15 protein-coding genes and 1 pseudogene are annotated in these 18,187 nt (G+C 42.7%); 5 read left to right on the plus strand and 11 right to left on the minus strand.

Going from position 1 to position 18,187, the window contains the following annotated elements:
* Positions 1-530: 530 nt before the first annotated feature.
* Positions 531-1,847, minus strand: coding sequence for a DUF6287 domain-containing protein (locus N596_RS05750; protein ID WP_042361246.1), 1,317 nt, complete (start codon positions 1,845-1,847; stop codon positions 531-533).
* 176 nt (positions 1,848-2,023) lie between these two features.
* On the opposite strand from N596_RS05750, the gene pepF reads away from it, so the two are divergent.
* The 3 genes from pepF (at position 2,024) to N596_RS05765 (ending at position 5,089) form a co-directional block, all read left to right on the plus strand.
* A complete protein-coding gene (gene pepF, locus N596_RS05755) occupies positions 2,024-3,820 on the plus strand; it encodes an oligoendopeptidase F (protein ID WP_023027259.1) in 1,797 nt (598 codons plus the stop codon).
* A gap of 128 nt (positions 3,821-3,948) precedes the next feature.
* Positions 3,949-4,650, plus strand: coding sequence for an excalibur calcium-binding domain-containing protein (locus N596_RS05760; RefSeq protein ID WP_023027260.1), 702 nt, complete (start codon positions 3,949-3,951; stop codon positions 4,648-4,650).
* Complete coding sequence (locus N596_RS05765) at positions 4,643-5,089, plus strand: DUF6568 family protein (protein WP_258025862.1); 447 nt, start codon at positions 4,643-4,645, stop codon at positions 5,087-5,089. Before N596_RS05760 ends, N596_RS05765 begins: the two co-directional genes overlap by 8 nt.
* An 85-nt stretch (positions 5,090-5,174) precedes the next feature.
* Here N596_RS05765 and trxA read toward each other — a convergent pair whose 3' ends face one another.
* From trxA to N596_RS05790, 5 genes and pseudogenes are all read right to left on the minus strand, one after another.
* The gene (gene trxA / locus N596_RS05770; RefSeq protein WP_023027262.1) at positions 5,175-5,489 is read right to left on the minus strand and encodes a thioredoxin; all 315 of its coding nucleotides are present in this window, start codon (positions 5,487-5,489) and stop codon (positions 5,175-5,177) included.
* Between the two features lie 12 nt (positions 5,490-5,501).
* Positions 5,502-5,726, minus strand: coding sequence for a DUF4649 family protein (locus N596_RS05775; protein WP_023024402.1), 225 nt, complete (start codon positions 5,724-5,726; stop codon positions 5,502-5,504).
* Between the two features lie 589 nt (positions 5,727-6,315).
* A pseudogene (rpsO, locus tag N596_RS05780) lies at positions 6,316-6,586 on the minus strand (30S ribosomal protein S15).
* Between the two features lie 511 nt (positions 6,587-7,097).
* Positions 7,098-9,209 (minus strand): Cna B-type domain-containing protein, encoded by a 2,112-nt coding sequence (locus N596_RS05785; RefSeq protein WP_023027264.1) that lies wholly within the window; start codon positions 9,207-9,209, stop codon positions 7,098-7,100.
* Between the two features lie 219 nt (positions 9,210-9,428).
* Complete coding sequence (locus tag N596_RS05790) at positions 9,429-10,157, minus strand: pseudouridine synthase (protein ID WP_042361253.1); 729 nt, start codon at positions 10,155-10,157, stop codon at positions 9,429-9,431.
* A gap of 171 nt (positions 10,158-10,328) precedes the next feature.
* Here N596_RS05790 and def point away from each other — a divergent pair, with 171 nt between their 5' ends.
* The gene (def, locus tag N596_RS05795; RefSeq protein WP_023027266.1) at positions 10,329-10,943 is read left to right on the plus strand and encodes a peptide deformylase; all 615 of its coding nucleotides are present in this window, start codon (positions 10,329-10,331) and stop codon (positions 10,941-10,943) included.
* A 27-nt stretch (positions 10,944-10,970) separates the two neighbouring features.
* Here the strand turns inward: def and N596_RS05800 are convergent, their stop codons facing one another.
* Positions 10,971-11,822 (minus strand): mechanosensitive ion channel family protein, encoded by an 852-nt coding sequence (locus N596_RS05800; protein WP_023027267.1) that lies wholly within the window; start codon positions 11,820-11,822, stop codon positions 10,971-10,973.
* Positions 11,823-11,972: 150 nt separating this feature from the next.
* Between N596_RS05800 and sstT the strand changes: the two genes are divergently transcribed.
* The gene (gene sstT, locus N596_RS05805; protein WP_042361255.1) at positions 11,973-13,190 is read left to right on the plus strand and encodes a serine/threonine transporter SstT; all 1,218 of its coding nucleotides are present in this window, start codon (positions 11,973-11,975) and stop codon (positions 13,188-13,190) included.
* Positions 13,191-13,344: 154 nt separating this feature from the next.
* On the opposite strand, the gene N596_RS05810 is transcribed toward sstT, so the two are convergent.
* The 4 genes from N596_RS05810 to N596_RS05825 form a co-directional block, all read right to left on the minus strand.
* Positions 13,345-14,763 carry a C69 family dipeptidase gene (locus tag N596_RS05810; RefSeq protein WP_023027269.1) on the minus strand — a complete coding sequence of 473 codons (1,419 nt, stop codon included), beginning with the start codon at positions 14,761-14,763 and terminating at the stop codon, positions 13,345-13,347.
* Between the two features lie 80 nt (positions 14,764-14,843).
* A complete protein-coding gene (locus N596_RS05815) occupies positions 14,844-17,180 on the minus strand; it encodes an endonuclease MutS2 (protein ID WP_023027270.1) in 2,337 nt (778 codons plus the stop codon).
* 95 nt (positions 17,181-17,275) lie between these two features.
* Positions 17,276-17,830, minus strand: a complete 555-nt coding sequence (locus N596_RS05820; protein ID WP_023027271.1) for a CvpA family protein — start codon at positions 17,828-17,830, stop codon at positions 17,276-17,278.
* Positions 17,831-17,840: 10 nt separating this feature from the next.
* Positions 17,841-18,131 carry a cell division protein ZapA gene (locus N596_RS05825; protein ID WP_023024429.1) on the minus strand — a complete coding sequence of 97 codons (291 nt, stop codon included), beginning with the start codon at positions 18,129-18,131 and terminating at the stop codon, positions 17,841-17,843.
* Between the last annotated feature and the right edge of the window lie 56 nt (positions 18,132-18,187).

Below are 18,187 nucleotides of genomic sequence, written 5' to 3' on the forward strand. Positions count from 1 at the left end.
ATCTCTCTTTTTCACTAGGGATTTAGCCCGTGTTCAACTATCAAGATATTTTGGACGGTTCGGCTTGCCGAACATTTCTGTAGAAAAATAGGAAGGTGACGCCGCACTCGATGAGTGCTAGGAAGCTTATCTTTTTTCCTAAGAAATGAGGCCAAAATTCAATTCCCAAGATACTAAGCCGTTAAACAACTCAAAGGAAAATAGGAAATCCAACGACGGAGCGACCGCTCCTAGGAAGATTTATCTTTTTCCACAGAGTTGTAGGCGGGTTCAATTACACCTGATAGCATAGGATTTCAAGCATCCATCTGTATCTTATATCCTCATCTTTGTATCCAAGCACGTATAACCTTTATTTTACCATATTCAAGCCCAAAAGAAAAAGGCTTAAAAAGCCTTTTTCGAGGAATATTTGATTTCCACTTATTTTAAAATTCTAGAGCTAGATATAGGTGCTATCTATTTTAAAGTTTACATGAAATCTCTACTCACTACACAACTAAGTGCTTCCTAGGTAAATGACAATTCTATTAATCCACACGATAGAAGAAGTCCTCTGGGTTCCAAATGTACTGCTGCCCAATCCAAATTCGATCTTTTTTAGTATCTGACGGATCACTATTCTGGTTACTATCTGGTTTGATAGATGTCCCTGCTGGTAAAAACGAAATTGCTGCTCCACCAGCTGTATTCGGTTTTGAACTGTGGATAGCTCCAGTAATATAGCTATGATCAGGATTAATGTTATTGACGACCCCACTACCATCTGTAAAAAATTGATTTCCGGTCAAGCCATCTTTATCAAATTCCAAAGTCCATCCCAAGCCATTTCGCCAAGTCCCCGAAATACTTGAAAAATCTCCGTTCTGAATCTCTTGAATATTCATCCCGACACTTCCCTTATTTGAGGTAGCCGCATTAGAACCTTCCACTCTCGTCGTGAATTCAAGCGCAATCCACCCCTGGCCAGACTGGAGCTTTCCCCAGGTATAACCGTCAGCTGAAACCTTCTCTGTGATCGTATAAACACCTTGTGGGATCATTCCAACTTCCTCTCCCTTGATCGATGCTTCTTTACGAATCCGAAGATCTGAAACTCCTACGCGGACTTGAAAACTACTTGTTTGCGACTCTGAGTTACTTGCTTGGCTCGTCGCCTTCTTACCGGTCTCTAGTTCTTTCCATCCAAATTTTGCTTGATCCAATTCTTTTGCTGTAATCCCCAAGGCTTTTTCTGGCTTCTGGCCGTCCCCATTTTTTATTTGGATCTGATTGACAGTCTCAAGCTTTCCTTTTTGGAACTTGTAATGAATTAGATTCACCTCTGGTTGAAGAGACGAAAAGCTAGCATAAATGACTGAACCATCCTCAAAAATTTGGAAACCTGAACGAGAACCGCCAGAGGAAGCTACAAAAGCCGTATGTAGCAATTCTGGTTGCTGGCCTTTTAGATAATAAATCGCTGATACTGTTTGGCCATTTCCAATCAAGAGCTCATCCCGCCCATCTTTATCCAAATCCGTATAAAAATAAGAAAGACTTGGTTTTCTACCCAGGGTTTGAAGATACCTAGCATAAACATACTCATCGGATTGAGGATCTATTTCTTTTAGTTTGGTCTCTAAACCTGCACTATCACCTGCCTCGATAGCCCTAGAGTAGGCCTGATAACGTTCAAGAACCGTTTGATAGTACTCATGCCCAGACGATGTTTTCTTAGTTTCTTTTCCATCTGCTACTTCACTCTGAACTGTAGAAGGTTGCGTCCGAGGACGTCGCTTAGGTCCACATGCCACCAGGGTTAGCAACGTCATCGCTGCCAAGCTAACTTTATAGATTTTTTTCATCATATACTCCCTAAAACTTTCTCCATTTTATTATACCAAACGAAGTTCAAAAAGCTAGAAAATCCTTGTTTTCTTATTGGCTCAGTCAGGCTTTGACAAGATCCCCCATCCACCTATCATTCTGCCCTTTTTTCTGCTATACTTAGTATAGTTATTTGATCAAAAAGGAGAACACTATGGAATTAAAAAAACGTTCTGAATTTCCTGAGAACGAACTCTGGGATCTCACAGCCCTCTACCAAGACCAGGAAGACTTCTTACGTGCCATTGAAAAGACGCGTGAGGAAATCAATGAATTTGTCCGCAACTACAAGGGCAAGCTCCACACTTTTGAAGACTTTGAAGCTGCCTTTGCGGTCTTGGAACAGATTCAGATCCAACTCAGCCACATCGGCAACTACAGCTTTATGCCACAAACGACGGACTTTGGTGATGAAGCTTTTGCTGAAATTGCCCAAGCGGGGATGGATTTCGAAACTTGGGCCAGCGTCGAGCTTTCCTTCTTTGATGATGCCTTAGTCGAAGCGGATGAAGATGTCCTCGAGCGCCTAGGGAAACTCCCTCATCTTACGTCTGCTATTCGCCAAGCTAAAATCAAAAAAGCTCACTACTTGGGAGCTGATGTGGAAAAGACTTTGACTAACCTTGGTGAAGTCTTCTACGGACCACAAGACATCTACACCAAGATGCGAGCAGGTGACTTTGAAATGGCTGATTTTGAAGTGGATGGAAAAGTTTACAAGAATAGCTTTGTCACCTATGAAAACTTCTACCAAAACCATGAGAATGCAGAAGTCCGTGAAAAAGCCTTTCGTTCCTTCTCAGAAGGATTGCGCAAGCACCAAAACACTGCTGCTGCCACCTATCTAGCCCAAGTCAAGTCTGAAAAACTGATCTCAGATATGCGAGGCTACGACTCTGTCTTTGACTATCTCTTGGCTGAGCAAGAAGTGGATCGTTCTATGTTTGACCGTCAGATTGACCTCATCATGAAAGACTTCGCTCCGGTCGCTCAAAAATTCCTCAAACACGTGGCCAAGGTCAACGGCCTTGAAAAAATGACCTTTGCTGATTGGAAGTTGGACTTGGACAGCGCGCTCAACCCAGATGTCACCATTGATGACGCTTATGACTTGGTCATGAAATCTGTGGCACCACTTGGTGAAGAATATTCTCGCGAAATCGCCCGCTACCAAACCGAACGTTGGGTCGACTTTGCGGCCAACGAAGGCAAGGATTCCGGTGGTTATGCGGCTGACCCCTATCGCGTCCATCCTTATGTCCTGATGAGTTGGACAGGGCGCATGAGCGATGTTTATACCCTGATCCACGAGATCGGACACTCTGGTCAATTCATCTTCTCAGACAACAACCAAAGCTACTTCAACGCCCACATGTCGACTTACTATGTGGAAGCTCCTTCTACCTTTAACGAGCTCCTCCTTAGCGACTACTTGGAACAGCAGTTTGACGACCCTCGTCAAAAACGCTTTGCCCTAGCTCACCGTTTGACAGACACCTACTTCCACAACTTCATCACCCACTTGCTGGAAGCAGCCTTCCAACGCAAGGTCTATACTCTGATCGAAGAAGGTGGGACCTTTGGAGCTAGTAAGCTCAACAGCATCATGAAGGAAGTCTTGACCGAATTCTGGGGCGACGCTGTAGAAATCGATGATGATGCAGCTTTAACCTGGATGCGCCAAAGCCACTACTACATGGGGCTATACAGCTATACCTACTCAGCTGGCCTAGTTATCTCAACCGCCGGTTACCTGCATTTGAAGAACTCCGAAAATGGCGCCAAAGATTGGCTGGACCTTCTCAAATCTGGTGGCAGCAAGACCCCACTTGAGTCTGCTATGATTATCGGAGCAGATATCTCAACGGACAAACCACTCCGTGATACGATTCAGTTCTTGTCTGATACGGTTGATCAGATTATCGCTTATAGTGAAGAGTTGGGAGAGTAAGTACAATTTTCAGACTTAGTTTATTCTAAGTCTGATTTTTTTGTTAAAAAAATCACTATGCAGTGATTGAAAACGATTTCAGTTTGTGTTATGATGTTCTTGGGTAAATATTCAAAAGGAGTATTAATATGAAAAAAGGATTATTTTTTATGGTTGCTACTATACTATTAGTAGGGGCGTGTTCAACGGAGACGGAGGTCCCCAAGGATAAAACGAAAACGCAAGTCAGTCTTGTACAGAAGACAAATAACAAGAACAATGATGAGGTAAGTAAAGAAAAAGTTAAAGAAGCGAAAAAGGCTGAAGAAGCAAAAAAAGCCGAAGAAGCGAAAAAGGCTGAAGAAGCAAAAAAAGCTGAGGAAGCGAAAAAGGCTGAAGAAGCAAAAAAAGCTGAGGAAGCGAAAAAAGCTGAGGAAGTGAAAAAGGCTGAAGAAGCAAAAAAGGCTGAAGAAGCTGAGAAAGCCGTTCAAACATTAGAAGCGAACCAAGTAACTGAAAACGTTGCTCCTGCTCAAGCCGCTATCTCAAATGTAGCAGATCAAGGAATAAAAGATAGCTTAACTTACCGAGTGGGATTAGTACAAAATGCTATTAATATCCGAGCGCAACAAGCTGCTGAAGCTGAACAAGCTCGACAAGCACAACAAGCTGCCGAAGCTGAACAAGCTCGACAAGCGCAACAACAACAAGCATTTGCTTCACAACCTCAACAAGGGGCTTATAGAAATTGTCGTGAAGCACGCGCGGCAGGTGCTGCACCACTTTACAGAGGACAACCTGGATATGGTTCTCATCTTGATAGAGATGGTGACGGTGTTGCCTGTGAATAAGAAATTTCTCACCATTCTATTGTCAATTTCACTTCTTTTACTTGCTTTCCTTTTCCTTATTGTTAGAAAAAAGGAAGTAAACACTCCAACTACCTATAAAGAAGCTATCCAATATGTTCAGAAGGTATCTTTATCTGACATTCGGTCCAAAATTAAGCACAAGGAGAAGTTTACACTCTTTATAGGACGAGAATCTTGCCCGTACTGCCAAAAATTTGCTCCAAAGCTAGCTGTAGCCATTCAAAAATGTAATAAGATTGTTTATTATCTGGATAATGACTCATCTGAGCGAAAAGAAATTACAAAATTTGCCCATGACTTAGACGTCAAGACGGTCCCAAATCTTTCAAATTTTGTTCATGGTTCAAAAGTAAATCAATTAGATAAAGGTAGCAAAGCAAGTGTGGAAGAAATTTTGGATTTTATCACAAAAGAATAGTTAATCGAAGTCAATTTCTTCTAAACAAATATGATTGAATTTCTGACATAAAAAAAGATTGGAACATAGCTCCAATCTTTTTTTCTTAACTCAACTCAGCCACAATGGCCTTGATTTGGTCTGCTGTGTGTACACCTGCTACTTGTTTGACAACTTGCCCATCTTTTTTAAAGAGCAAGGTTGGGATGGACATAATGCCGAAAGCACGCGCCGTTTCTGGATTTTCGTCCACATCCATTTTCAGGATTTTTAATTCATCTTCTGAAAGTTCTTGGGATAATTTTTCTAGGATAGGGGCTTGCATGCGACATGGACCACACCAGGTCGCCCAAAAGTCTACCAAGACCAATCCTTCTTTTGTTTCAGCTTCAAATGTTGCGTCTGTAATTGCTTTTACCATTTTCTTTCTCCTTTAGTTTTTGTATTGATCGAGGTCTTGCTTCATCAAATAGAAGAAGACATCTCCGTAAGTTCCGTGGTAATCAAGTTCGTGACCATTATAGGTCAATTTTTGTACTGGATAGTAATCCGCCACACCAATCAAGCAGGTCTGTTGGGAGCGTTCAAACTCTTCATAGGAATCAAAATGCATGACTCTTTCTTGTTTTGCACCATCTAGATATGTAATTTCAATCATATCAGTAACCTCTATTTCTTAAGATACACTCATTGTAACTCTGTTTATTACATCTGTCAAATAAAACGATTTACTCAGAATGATGAATCTTGTCCGAAAAAAAGACAATAAAAAAAGAGGCTGGGACAAAAGTCCTATCCTCTCAATTGTCTTTGGATTGTCGAGCAAGACGCAGTGGTTGAGTGGGCTCTACTACACTGATTTCATCAGCTTTTACAGCCCTACTCAACTGTGCGGAGGTGGGACGACGAAATCGAATTCTAACGAATTACCGATTTCTGTCCCACTCTCTCCATTCTTGCTGGATAAAACGGTTCTAGACAAGGCGCCGAGCCGAAGATAATATTGAAATTCTAGTAAAAAAAGAAAAGCCCCCTGAATCCAGAGAGCTGATTTGAGCTCGGGATAAACTCCTAGTGAAAATAAAAAATCTCCCCGAAGGGAGATGAATCTGGTTTATTTTACCTTACGATGCTAGGAACCGAAGCCGAAGATAATACTGAAATTCTAGTAAAAAAAGAAAAGCTACTCTACAATAGAGTAACTTAACTTTTTTGTATTCAATCGAACACGGCCTTTGTATCTTGAATTAACGACGAAGTCCAAGAGAGTTGATCAACTCACGGTAACGGTTAACGTCGTTCTTACGAAGGTAAGCCAACAAGTTACGACGGCGACCGATTTTCTTCATCAAACCACGGTAAGTAGCGTGGTCTTTTTTGTGTTGTTTAATGTGGTCGTTCAAGTGGTTGATTTCCCAAGTAAGGACAGCAACTTGAACTTCTACTGAACCGGTGTCACCTTCGTGACGTGCGTATTGTGCAATGATTTCATTTTTTTTTCTCTTTTGAGATTGCCATGATAAGCTCCTTTTCTTTATGCTCTATCCGAGTGGCAGGTCTGGCATAGCCTGCTACCAAGAAAGAGTTAGTTGTCTATTCGACTTATTCATTCTACCAAGATTTCATCTTTCTGTCAAACACTTATGCTCCCTTCAAAAACAGAAATACGCTTTTTTGAATCATTTATTCTAGAAGCCCTTTAACAGAAAAAGACAAGAATCTTTTCAGATCATTGTCTTAGAATAGAGACAAATTTTTTAAAAATAAAAAAGTTAGATAATTACCCGAAAATGACTTTTATTTTTAGCCATTTAAGAAGATCAAAATTTTCCGCTGTGAGAAAAATGCCTGAAACATAATTGTTTCAGGCATTCGGAATTATTGAGACCTTAGGCTCAATAATTAGACATGGAACTTTGATGAAGTTCGCTGACGTCTGTACTCACCTAAGGAAAATTTTTCAGAAGACTTTATCTTCAATCTGAGACAATTATCTTTTCAGATCATTGTCTTATTTACATTGTAATTGTTAGTCAGCTTTCCGTTTACCACTTAACAGCATCGCTGCAGCAACAAAAGCTAACAGTACACTTGCTCCAAACAAGCCATAAGAAGTAGCTTCACCAGTTGATGGAAGAATTTTTCTCTTTCCTTCTGTTGGTGTAGTTGGAGTTTCTGGTTTCTCCGATGTGCTTGGTGTGGTGGTCGATGGAGTCGTAGATGCTGGTGGAGGTGTAGTCGTAGACGGTGGCGGGGTTGTCGTAGATGGTGGGGGTGGAGGCGTACCTGGAGGGGTTGTAGGTGGTGTATGACGGTTGGTTACCGTAAAACCATCGATAGTTGCTGTATACCCTGCTACTGGATCCTCTGTAATCGTGTAGACAATCTTCTTGCCTTCCTTGTATACTGGTAGATCCGTAAAGCTTGCCTGCCAATTGTCAGTAGCGATGATTTCTTTTACGGCCACTTCTTGACCATCCGCAAGCAGACGGACTGTTACCTTATCTGGTCGAAGGCCATCTTTATTTTCCTTATCATCCCAGACTTTCTTGACAGCTACTTCTGTCACTTCTGGTGTACGGCTATTGGTAATATTCGTTCCTTCAACACTTGTTTCATACCCTGCAACAGGTTCTTCTGAAACTGTGTAGGCAATGAGATTACCAGCATCGTCAACAACATCAAGATTGTCGAACTGATAGAGCCAATTGCCTTCCGCATCTGGTTTCACTTCTTTAGAAGCTACTTTTACACCGTTCGCTAAAAGATTGATGGTGATGACTGATGGGCGTTTACCATCATGATTGTCATTGTCATTCCAGGTTTTCTGACCAGAAATGCTGGTTTTTTCTTTTTTGTTGATGACTTCACGCGAAATCGCAAGGTCATTCCCAAAATCTTCTTTGCTGATCTTAATTGGCTCTTCTGAGAGGACGTATCCTGTCGGAGCTTGAATCTCTTGAACAGTATAAGCTTGCTTGATCAAGCCAGCAACGGTTCCTGTACCCTTCTCATCTGTGGTAATGGTTCCGACTTGCTCACCAGTGTCATCTGCTGTCACAGTAAAGACAGCACCTGCAAGTGCTTGACCATTTTCTCCTTTTTTATGGATTGTGAAGGAATATTTCTCACCATTGAAGGCTCCTTCAAAGAATTGGTATAGAATATCTGCTTCTTTGTGTTGCTCTTTGACTTCTGTGGCAGTCATCGTCGCATTGTTTTTATATTCTGTATTGATGGCTGGGACCTTGTCCAAATAGACATCATAGCGAATGGTCATCCCTTGCTCAGGAGCTAGATCCCCGATATGAACAGTTAAAGAACGACCGTCCTCACTGACAACCGGAGAATAATGGCTGGTTACATTTGTGGTATCCCGCAAATGATAGGCACCATCTTCGTCACTGATCTTCCAAGTTCCTGTATGGATATTAACTGAATCTACCTTGATTTTACCATCTGTAAAGGCTAATTGGTCCTTAATATCAATATTATGGAGGGCAGTGTGACCTTGATTGATGTTCAAGGTATAAGTCAATTTCAATTTATCGCCTGAGTTTGTCCAGCCCCATTTGCTAAAGACCTCTGGAGTTGGAGGATACTCACCTGGATTGACTCCTTTATAATCAACCTTTCCACCTGAAATGACTGTTTTATCAACTGAAAGCGTAAAATCAAGTGTTGTATTTCCCTTAATCACGGAGTGGTCCACACGAGCAAAGAAACGCAACTTCCCTGTTACATTGGCCATTTTTTCAGGATAGTCTGTATAGGTCACCGTGATGACTTTTCGTTGATCATCTACTGTCGCAGTTGCAACTTTTTGGCCAGTTGGATCCAATAGGTCAATGGTATCTGTTTCAAAAACCTTAAAACCATCTCCAAGTTGGATGACTGTTTGATCGCCTGCTTTTACACGACCATTCGGTAAAACAAAGTTTGCTTCAACATTGAAACTTTCCCAAACACCGAGTGGTTCTGTTAAGTCACCGCCAGTTGCTTTAGAGATGTTCACAGAGCTTACAACATCATTGATCGTATCGGCATGTGCTTTAGTAACCCCATTAGGTTTAGCAAATCCTAAAGCTGCTAATAAAAACAAGGCAACTGTTGTCACAACAGCATAGAGCCACTTTTTCATAAACGATTTTTCTCCTTTTTACGTTTAGTAGATAAGTCCAGCCAGTAACGAAGATGATTCCCTATTACAGATTTTCACAAAACCTATCTTTTCTCATTATAGTTGATTTGCTTTGATAGTACAAGCAATTTTATATATTTTTTGTCTGTAACGTTCATTTTTTTGACACAAACAAAAAACTAGCTCCCTGTATCCTCAGTTTGCTAGCTTTCCCTTTGTTTATAATGGGATTCCAAAGACCTCTAAAGAAGCCAATTCAGAGAGTTGGAGCCTACGCCACTGCCCCAAATTGAGAGCGGGATCTAGACTCAATGGCCCCATGGAAATCCGCTCGAGATCGGTGACTTCCTTGCCACAAGCTGTGACCATGCGCTTGACCTGGTGGAATTTTCCTTCAGCGATGCGAATCTGAACCAAGCAACTATCGGCTTCTCGATCAACTTCCAGAATTTCCAAATCAGCTGGCAGGGTAGTGAAATCCTTCAATTCTATTCCTTCTTTGAAGCGGACAACATCTTCCTGGGTCATGATTCCAGCCACTTGAGCACGGTAGACCTTGTCCACATGCTTCTTAGGCGATAGCATGGCATGAGCCAGCTTACCATTATTGGTCAAGAGGAGTAAGCCATGGGTATCAATATCCAGCCGTCCGACAGGAAAGACTTCCTTGCGTCTGGCTGTATCATCTAGCAAATCTAAGACTGTTTGATGGTGGTCGTCTTCCGTTGCTGAAATGACCCCCTTGGGTTTATTGAGCAGATAGTAAACAAACTCTTCATGGAATAAACTTTCTCCCAGATAGCTCACTTGGTCTTTATCTGGATCAATGTGAACCTTGGCAGATGTCTCCACCTTTCCATTGACCTGAATCTTTTTTTGCTTGAGGACTTGCTTGACTTCTGTTCGGCTTCCCACTCCACAGTCCACTAAATATTTATCTAGACGCATGCTTATCTCCTTCATTCTTCTTATCATTATACCATGAACTGGCCTAAGATTCTTTCCTTTCCTAGTTTACAGCCCGTCTAGTCCATCAGCACCCCTCAATCAATTGGGAAACTTTCATTCTAGAAGGAATTATGATATGATGGTTTCTAGAAAAAAGGAGTGAATGAGAACATGTCTGCAATTGAAACCATTACAAAAGCTGCCCATCTAATTGATATGAATGATATTATCCGCGAAGGCCATCCGACTTTAAGAGCTATCGCAGAAGAGGTCACTTTCCCACTGTCAGATCAAGAGATCATTCTTGGGGAAAAAATGATGCAGTTCTTACACCATTCACAGGATCCTGTCATGGCGGAAAAATTGGGTCTTCGAGGAGGAGTTGGACTCGCTGCCCCTCAATTAGACATTTCTAAACGCATCATTGCTGTCCTCGTCCCAAACCCAGAGGATGATGAAGGAAATCCTCCAAAAGAAGCATACTCCATCCAAGAAGTCATGTACAATCCTAAAATTGTCTCCCACTCAGTCCAAGATGCGGCTCTAGGAGATGGCGAAGGGTGTCTCTCTGTGGACCGCAATGTTCCCGGTTATGTAGTTCGCCACGCGCGTGTAACAGTTGACTACTTTGACAAAACAGGGGAAAAACACCGCATTAAACTCAAAGGCTACAACTCCATCGTCGTTCAACATGAGATTGACCACATCAATGGGGTCATGTTCTACGATCGGATTAATCCAAAAGATCCTTTTGCTGTCAAAGAGGGCATGATCATTTTAGAATAAGAAAAAAGACCGATCGGTCTTTTTTTATTAGGGTGTGACAGAAAAAGTTGTTGGAATCTCAATCCCATTTTGTAAGAGGGCATCATGATAGAGTTTATAATAAAGATGGTAAATGGCCACTTGGCTCCCCGACTGGACCATCATAGCGACGCGGAAGGAATAGCGACCCGTTCCCTTTTCGATTTGAGGTCCTAAAATCGTTGGACCATCTAAGATTTCTGGATGTTTCTGTGCCTGTTCATCGTTGACTTGCTGGAAGATTTGATAAATCTGATCGAGATCAGTTTGAGCAGAAATCGGCATATCAATTAAGACGCGCTGGTTGCCCCGAGAGAGATTGCTGACAACCATAATATTGCGATTGGGGATAAAATGCAAGGTCCCATCTGCATCTCTCACCTGGGTTGTCCGAATGCCGACACTCGACACTGTCCCAGCGATGGTAATCGGACCATTCGTCACTCGAACAGTATCTCCAACATCCAATTGGCGCTCAAGGAGAATAAAGAAACCATTGACCAAATCCGATAAGAAGCCTTGAGCTCCCATCCCAATGGCAACTCCTGCAATTCCCGCTCCAGCTAAGAGACTAGAAACAGGTAAGCCGAGGATGGAAAGAATCCAGTAGATCAGAATAAAATAGAGGCAGTAATTCAACAGACTCTCTACCAAGCGCAAGATAGTATTCTTACGCGCTTCATCTTGGCCCACATAATTCAATGACGGTTTTAAAATCCGTTTCACCAAGCTACGAAGTAGTTTTTTTGCAAGTAAAAATAAGATAAATAAAATAGCTAAGGAAATCAATTTCGAAACCAATTCATCCATGATTTTGGTCCAATCAAACTGACTGACATAGCGAGAAAAAATATTCTTCATACCTTCTATCAATCTCCTTCTCTCTTTTTCTAATGGTTTGATTATATCAGATTTTAGGCTATAGAACCAGCACCCTTATTTAAATAACCATTGATTTTGCGCCCTTTCTATCGTATAATGGACGATAAACTTTCGAAAAAGGAGGTCCTTATGGTTAAACGGCTCATTCAAACTTGGAACAAAACCAACCTTATGAAGCGGATTGCAATTGGAATCTTCGTTGGGGCTCTCTTAGCTCTGCTTCTTCCTCAAGCATCTGCAATTGGTCTATTAGGGGAAATCTTTGTAGGAGGCTTGCGGGCAATTGCTCCTCTTTTAGTCTTTGCCCTTGTCGCTAACGCCCTCTCCCAACACCAAAGGGGAACCCAAACCAATATGATGTCAGTCATTGTCCTCTACCTCCTGGGAACTTTTGCGGCAGCCCTGGTAGCGGTCCTGGTTAACTACGTCTTTCCTATTACCATTTCTTTAACGGGAACTAGTGCTGATGGAACTTCTCCCGATGGACTAGGGGAAGTCATCAGCAACCTTCTCTTAAAAATTGTGGACAATCCCCTCAATGCCCTTATCCAGGCTAATTATATCGGGATTTTATCCTGGGCCGTAGTCTTTGGTGTTGCTATGAGAGAAGCTAGCGAGCACAGCAAGGATCTCCTGCAAACCCTAGCAGATATTACTTCCAAGATCGTCGAATGGATTATTAACCTAGCTCCATTTGGAATTCTAGGCTTGGTCTATACAACGATTGCTGGACAAGGCTTTGATGGACTCAAGAGCTATGGGCTCCTCTTACTTCTCTTAGTTGGCACCATGTCCTTCGTTGCTCTCGTCATCAACCCGATTTTTGTCTACATCATGATTCGCAAAAATCCTTATCCACTAGTCTTTAAATGTCTACGAGTGAGTGGATTGACTGCCTTCTTTACTAGAAGTTCCGCTGCTAACATCCCTGTCAACATGAAACTTTGTAAGGAACTAGGTCTCAATCCCGATACTTACTCAGTTTCTATCCCTCTGGGATCTACTATTAATATGGCCGGAGCTGCCGTCACTATTAACACCTTGACCCTAGCTGCTGTCAATACCTTAGGCATTCAGGTCGACTTTGGGACTGCCCTGGTCCTCAGTATCGTTGCAGCCGTCTCAGCCTGTGGGGCTTCTGGAGTAGCTGGTGGTTCCCTCCTCTTGATTCCTGTCGCCTGCAGCCTCTTTGGTATCGACAATGATATTGCTATGCAAGTAGTCAGCGTGGGCTTCATTATTGGTGTCATCCAAGATTCTTGTGAAACAGCCCTCAACTCATCAACAGACGTCCTCTTTACAGCTATTTCTGAAATGAAAGATTGGCCCAAAGAAAAACGCTATTAATTCAGAAAAACCAGATCACACGATCTGGTCTTTTTCTTTTTTCATAAAGTAGCTTTTGCTTTCCCTAAACATCGGAGGCGAAAGAGCGAATAAAGCAATTAGATGATATTTACGTTTTCAGAAGTTTCCATGAAAATTCCCCAGCAATCCCCAACTAGTCACTCAAAGAGAAACGGTTGGTCATCAAGTTGCTTGCATCTAATAAGACCTTATCCAACAAGCGATCCGTCGCTTCTTGAATCTGATCACTCATGGCTTGATTTTCTTTTTCAAAGTCAACGATATCCCCTGCTGCCAAGGCTTGATCCACTCGTCCAATCCGGGCATGTCCAAGGGCCATAGTGCTTTCTTGGTAATCTTCTAAATCTCCAACATGATGACTATAGTGGGCATCTGCCAGACCAGCAATAATTCGATTGGTCCAATAGAAGGAATCCGTCGTCACTTTTTCTGTTGTGTTGGCAAAATAATCCGGTGTCGTATCTACCTGCGTAAAGAAAGGAACGGCCGTATTGAAAGGCATAGACCCATAGCAAAGCCATTGAATTCCTGTTGTTTCTTGAGGACGATTTGGTCGCAATTGGAGAATAGCCGTCTGACTAGTCCGGTTGATGCCAATGGTACGGAAGGTCCGACGACTATGAGCATCCCCTTCTGAACCATAGGGATCATAAGCTGAATCCTGATAGTGACTGCTAAGGACATACTTGACATCTTCAATCGTAATCTTGCGATAAGGTTTTTGACACCAAGGAAGGAAGAAGGAACGAGGATCTTGCTCCACTTCTGGGTTGAGGAAACGTTGAATATCCCAAGCACGTGGTGTGTTGTAATTACGGTCCTTGTCTCGTTGGCTACCAAAAGCATAACGAGGGTTAAAGGACGAACCATCGAAATCCAAGGCCAAGTGGTACCGTTCCACTAAATCTTTCAAGTCTGGATCACATAAAAACTCTTCCGGGCGATCAAACTCAAAGCGATCACTTCCCAATTGATTGGGATTGGTCACATAGGCATCGTCAGGTACACGGCGGGCCATCCAGTGATGACCTCCGATAGTTTCCAACCACCAGATTTCATTGACATCGCTGATAGCCACTCCATTAGACTCATAAGTCCCGTATTCCTCTAGGAGTTTTCCCAAGCGTAGTACGCCCTCACGAGCAGTCTGGACATAAGGAAGAACCAAGGTCAACATGTCTTCCTCTCCAATTCCACTTTCTACCAGAGGATCCGCCCCCAAGACTCGGCTATTGGTCGTAATGGTCTCTGTCTCACTCATGGCTACATTGTAACGATTGATCCCTGCTTCTCCCCAGATACCATCTTTTGGAATGGCATCCGGAACTGCTGTGTAACGAACAGGATTGTCGGGCAGGTCTATCTCAAAACGAGATAAGACTGACCGATAATGACGGGGTTGATCCTCTGGTTGAACGACGATAAATTTCTTAGGAGTAAACACTCCATTTTGAGAGTCTTCCGTGCGAGCTACAATTGTTGAACCATCATAACTGGCATCTTTTCCGACTAGAATGGTGGTGCAAGAATCTGACGAACGATTAGGGGTCATATGCTTTCCTACTTTCCGTTTAAACTGACTGTATTATAGCAAAAAGCGTGCCTGATGGAAAGGCACGACTGACTCTTTGCTCATTTAAAAGTAACAATTGTTGCTCCGCTTCCTCCTGCATTTTGAGGAGCATATTCAAAGCTTTTCACATGCTTATTGCGACGAAGGTACTTGGTGACCCCTTCCCGGATGACCCCTGTTCCAATTCCGTGGATGATATCGACTTGGGCCATATTATTGAGAAGGGCTTGGTCGATAAAGCTGTCTAATTCTTCCATAGCTTCCTCATATCGTTTGCCACGAAGGTCCAAGCGAGCCCGAGGCCCATTCGTGTTTGAACGTTTGACCACGTGGACCTGACGTTTTTTCGGTTGAGAAACGTCCTTTTCAGCTTTCAGGAGATTAAATTCTTTTTCTTCCAAGATCATTTTTATTAGTCCCACTTGGGCTTCCCAACGACCATCCTTGAGCTGCTTGGTAAGACTTCCCCTTTGCCCATAGCTGATTACCAAGATCTCATCTCCTACTTTTGGAGCACGAGCTTTTTTAGCCTGTTTCAAGACCTTGTTTTTCGATAGGTCGACCGTTTCTGGAGCCAATTTCTTCAACTGAGACTTGGCTTCAATAATTTCATGGGGCTTCAGTTGCGATTTGGCATGGAGACCTTGTAAGATCTGGTCGCTTTCTGCTAGAGCCAAATCTACAATTTCTTGCGCCTCTTTGCGCGCCTTGTTGAGCTCTGTCTCCCGCTCTCGGGTCAATTCATTGTACAATTTCTTGAGGACGCGGTTGAATTTCAGATTTTCCTGTTCGACATCTCGAATGGACTCGAGGCGTTTGCGACTTTCCAGGGTCTGAGCTTCCAACTTTTCAATGATGCGGTTGACATCCCGATCCTGATTGGTCATTCCTTGCGCTTGACTCACGATTACTTCAGCTAAGCCTAAGCGACGCGCGATTTCAAAGGCATTGGATCGCCCCGGAACCCCCTGCATAAAGCGATAAGTTGGTCGTAAGGTATCGGTATCAAATTCCATGCTGGCATTCTGGACACCAAGGGTCTCAATCCCATAGGCCTTAAGTTCTGGATAGTGGGTGGTCGCCATGGTCTTGATCCCCCGCAAACGGAGATCTTCTAGAATAGCGATAGCTAGCGAGGCCCCTTCCTGAGGATCCGTTCCGGCCCCCAACTCATCTAGCAAGACCAAGGATTCCTCATCGACCTGCTCTAAAATAGAAACAATATTGGTCATGTGACTGGAGAAGGTGGAAAGACTTTGCTCAATCGACTGCTCATCCCCAATATCTGAGAAGATTTCTGTAAAGACAGCCACCTTGCTCCCAGACTCCGCTAGGATAGGCAGCCCTGACTGGGCCATTAATTGGGCTAGTCCCAAGGTTTTCAGCATGATGGTCTTCCCACCCGTATTAGGTCCCGTAATCACAATCTCTGTAAGGTCTTTGCCAAAGTGGACATCATTGGGTACAGCCTTCTCGATCAAGGGATGGCGAACCTGCAAGAGCTGAATTTCACCTTGATCTGACAAGGCTGGAATGGTCCCTTTTCGATCCTGTAAAAAGCGATGTTTGGCACGAACGAGGTCAATATGACCAATTAGCCAAGCATTGTTCCGGATTTCCCCCGCATGAGGACGAAGAAGGTTTGAAATTTCTTCCAATATCCGAAGCATCTCGAAGCGTTCATCCGCACGATGGTTAGCAATCTCTTCATTGAGATTGACGACCGCTCGAGGTTCGATATAGACGGTATTTCCACTAGCTGAAATATCATGCACCACACCGGCAATCCGATTACGGTAAGTGTTTTTAACCGGCAAGACATTTCGCCCATTTCTGCTAGCAATGATCTGATCAGCCAGCATTTCTGACTTGGTCTTCAGCAATTCTTGGAGAATGTCTCTTACTTGGTGTTCATTCTCTTGAATCCGTCGGCGAATTTTGGCCAAGGTTTCACTGGCAAAGTTTTCAATAAATCCAGCCTCATTAATAGCATGGAGACTTCCCTGCAACTGTGGAAGATCGACTAGATTTTCAAAAATTCGATCCAGTTTTTCCAAACGGACATTTTCTAATTCATCATAAAAATTTCGCAATTCATGGGTCACACGCAAGACTTTCTTCACCGCTAATAATTCATCAATATTGAGCGATGTTTCTAGTTCTAAACGTTTGGTCACTGGACGAATTTCTTGGATGGTGGGCACACTAAAGTGCGGATGCTCCACAAATATCTGAGCCATATCCGCCATCTCAAGAAAGGCGGTTTCAATTGCTTCTTTTTTTGTAAGCGGGGCTAATTCCTGCAACTCTACTTCACCCTGCTCCGTTTGCAAATAGGGCTCTACTAAGTTTTTGACTTTTTGAAACTCTAAGGTTTCGAGAATTTTTTGATTCATGTTTCTCCACAACAGAAAAGGAGGCTGATTTTGGTCTGAGCCTCCCCTTCCTTTCTATAATATCTCTCATGAACTTTACACATAATGAGAAGCGATTACGCACCTAAGATTTTTACAACCCAAAGTTGTTTCAAGAGGCCTGCTGTAAGGGGGCTATACTGCACCATAAAACGAATGAGGAAACTTCCATGGAGTCGATCTTGAATGGCTGCCATAGGGATTGTTGATAAAATTGTGAATCCCATTTGCAGAACAAAGTAGGTCACCAGGACAGCTAAAACACCACTGGCGATCTGAAACGGAAACTCCTCCCATTTTTCAGGCGTTGGAATCAAGGGAATAAAGAGTCCAATCACTCGACCAATCGCATAGACCGAAACAAACAAGATGAAATAAGCCAAACCAGCGTAAAAAACTTTGTCTAAGTGAAAGAGTTGGTCTGCACCATAAAAATAAGATTTTGAAGCTTGTGTTGCACTCGAAAATGGAATCCATAGACTAATGGTTTTTGCCAAGGACTGATAGCCTGAGCCTGCGACCAACATGGCCACCATCATGGTTAAAAAATAATATCCTTGAAGCAAAAATCCTCGTGAATACCCAATATAAAAACTCCAAGCTAGGATGAATAAAATCAGGATTGAAAACATGCAGCTCCCCTTAATTAGATGATCTACCGACCAGGCCATCTAGGGCCTTGCGACGAAAATCTTCCAATTCTTTTTCCTTATCGTCAAACTCAATCTCACGACTTAATTGTGTTGATAAACTATTGATTGCTAGTAAAATGGCCAGAGTCTCATCATCAGCAGCTGGCATTTGTTCTTTAATCGCTTCATATTTTTCCTTCGCGACCCGTTCAACTTCTTCCATGAAGAGATTATCATGATTGGTTGTGAGAGTCAGCGATTTATTACCGAAAGTAAATTTGTATCTATTTAAGCTGGACATAAAAAATCACCTCACGATATTATATCAAAATCTAGCCCGCTTGTCAGTAGGAAAAT

The organism is Streptococcus ilei (genome assembly GCF_000479335.1).
GTDB classification, from domain to species: Bacteria; Bacillota; Bacilli; order Lactobacillales; family Streptococcaceae; genus Streptococcus; species Streptococcus ilei.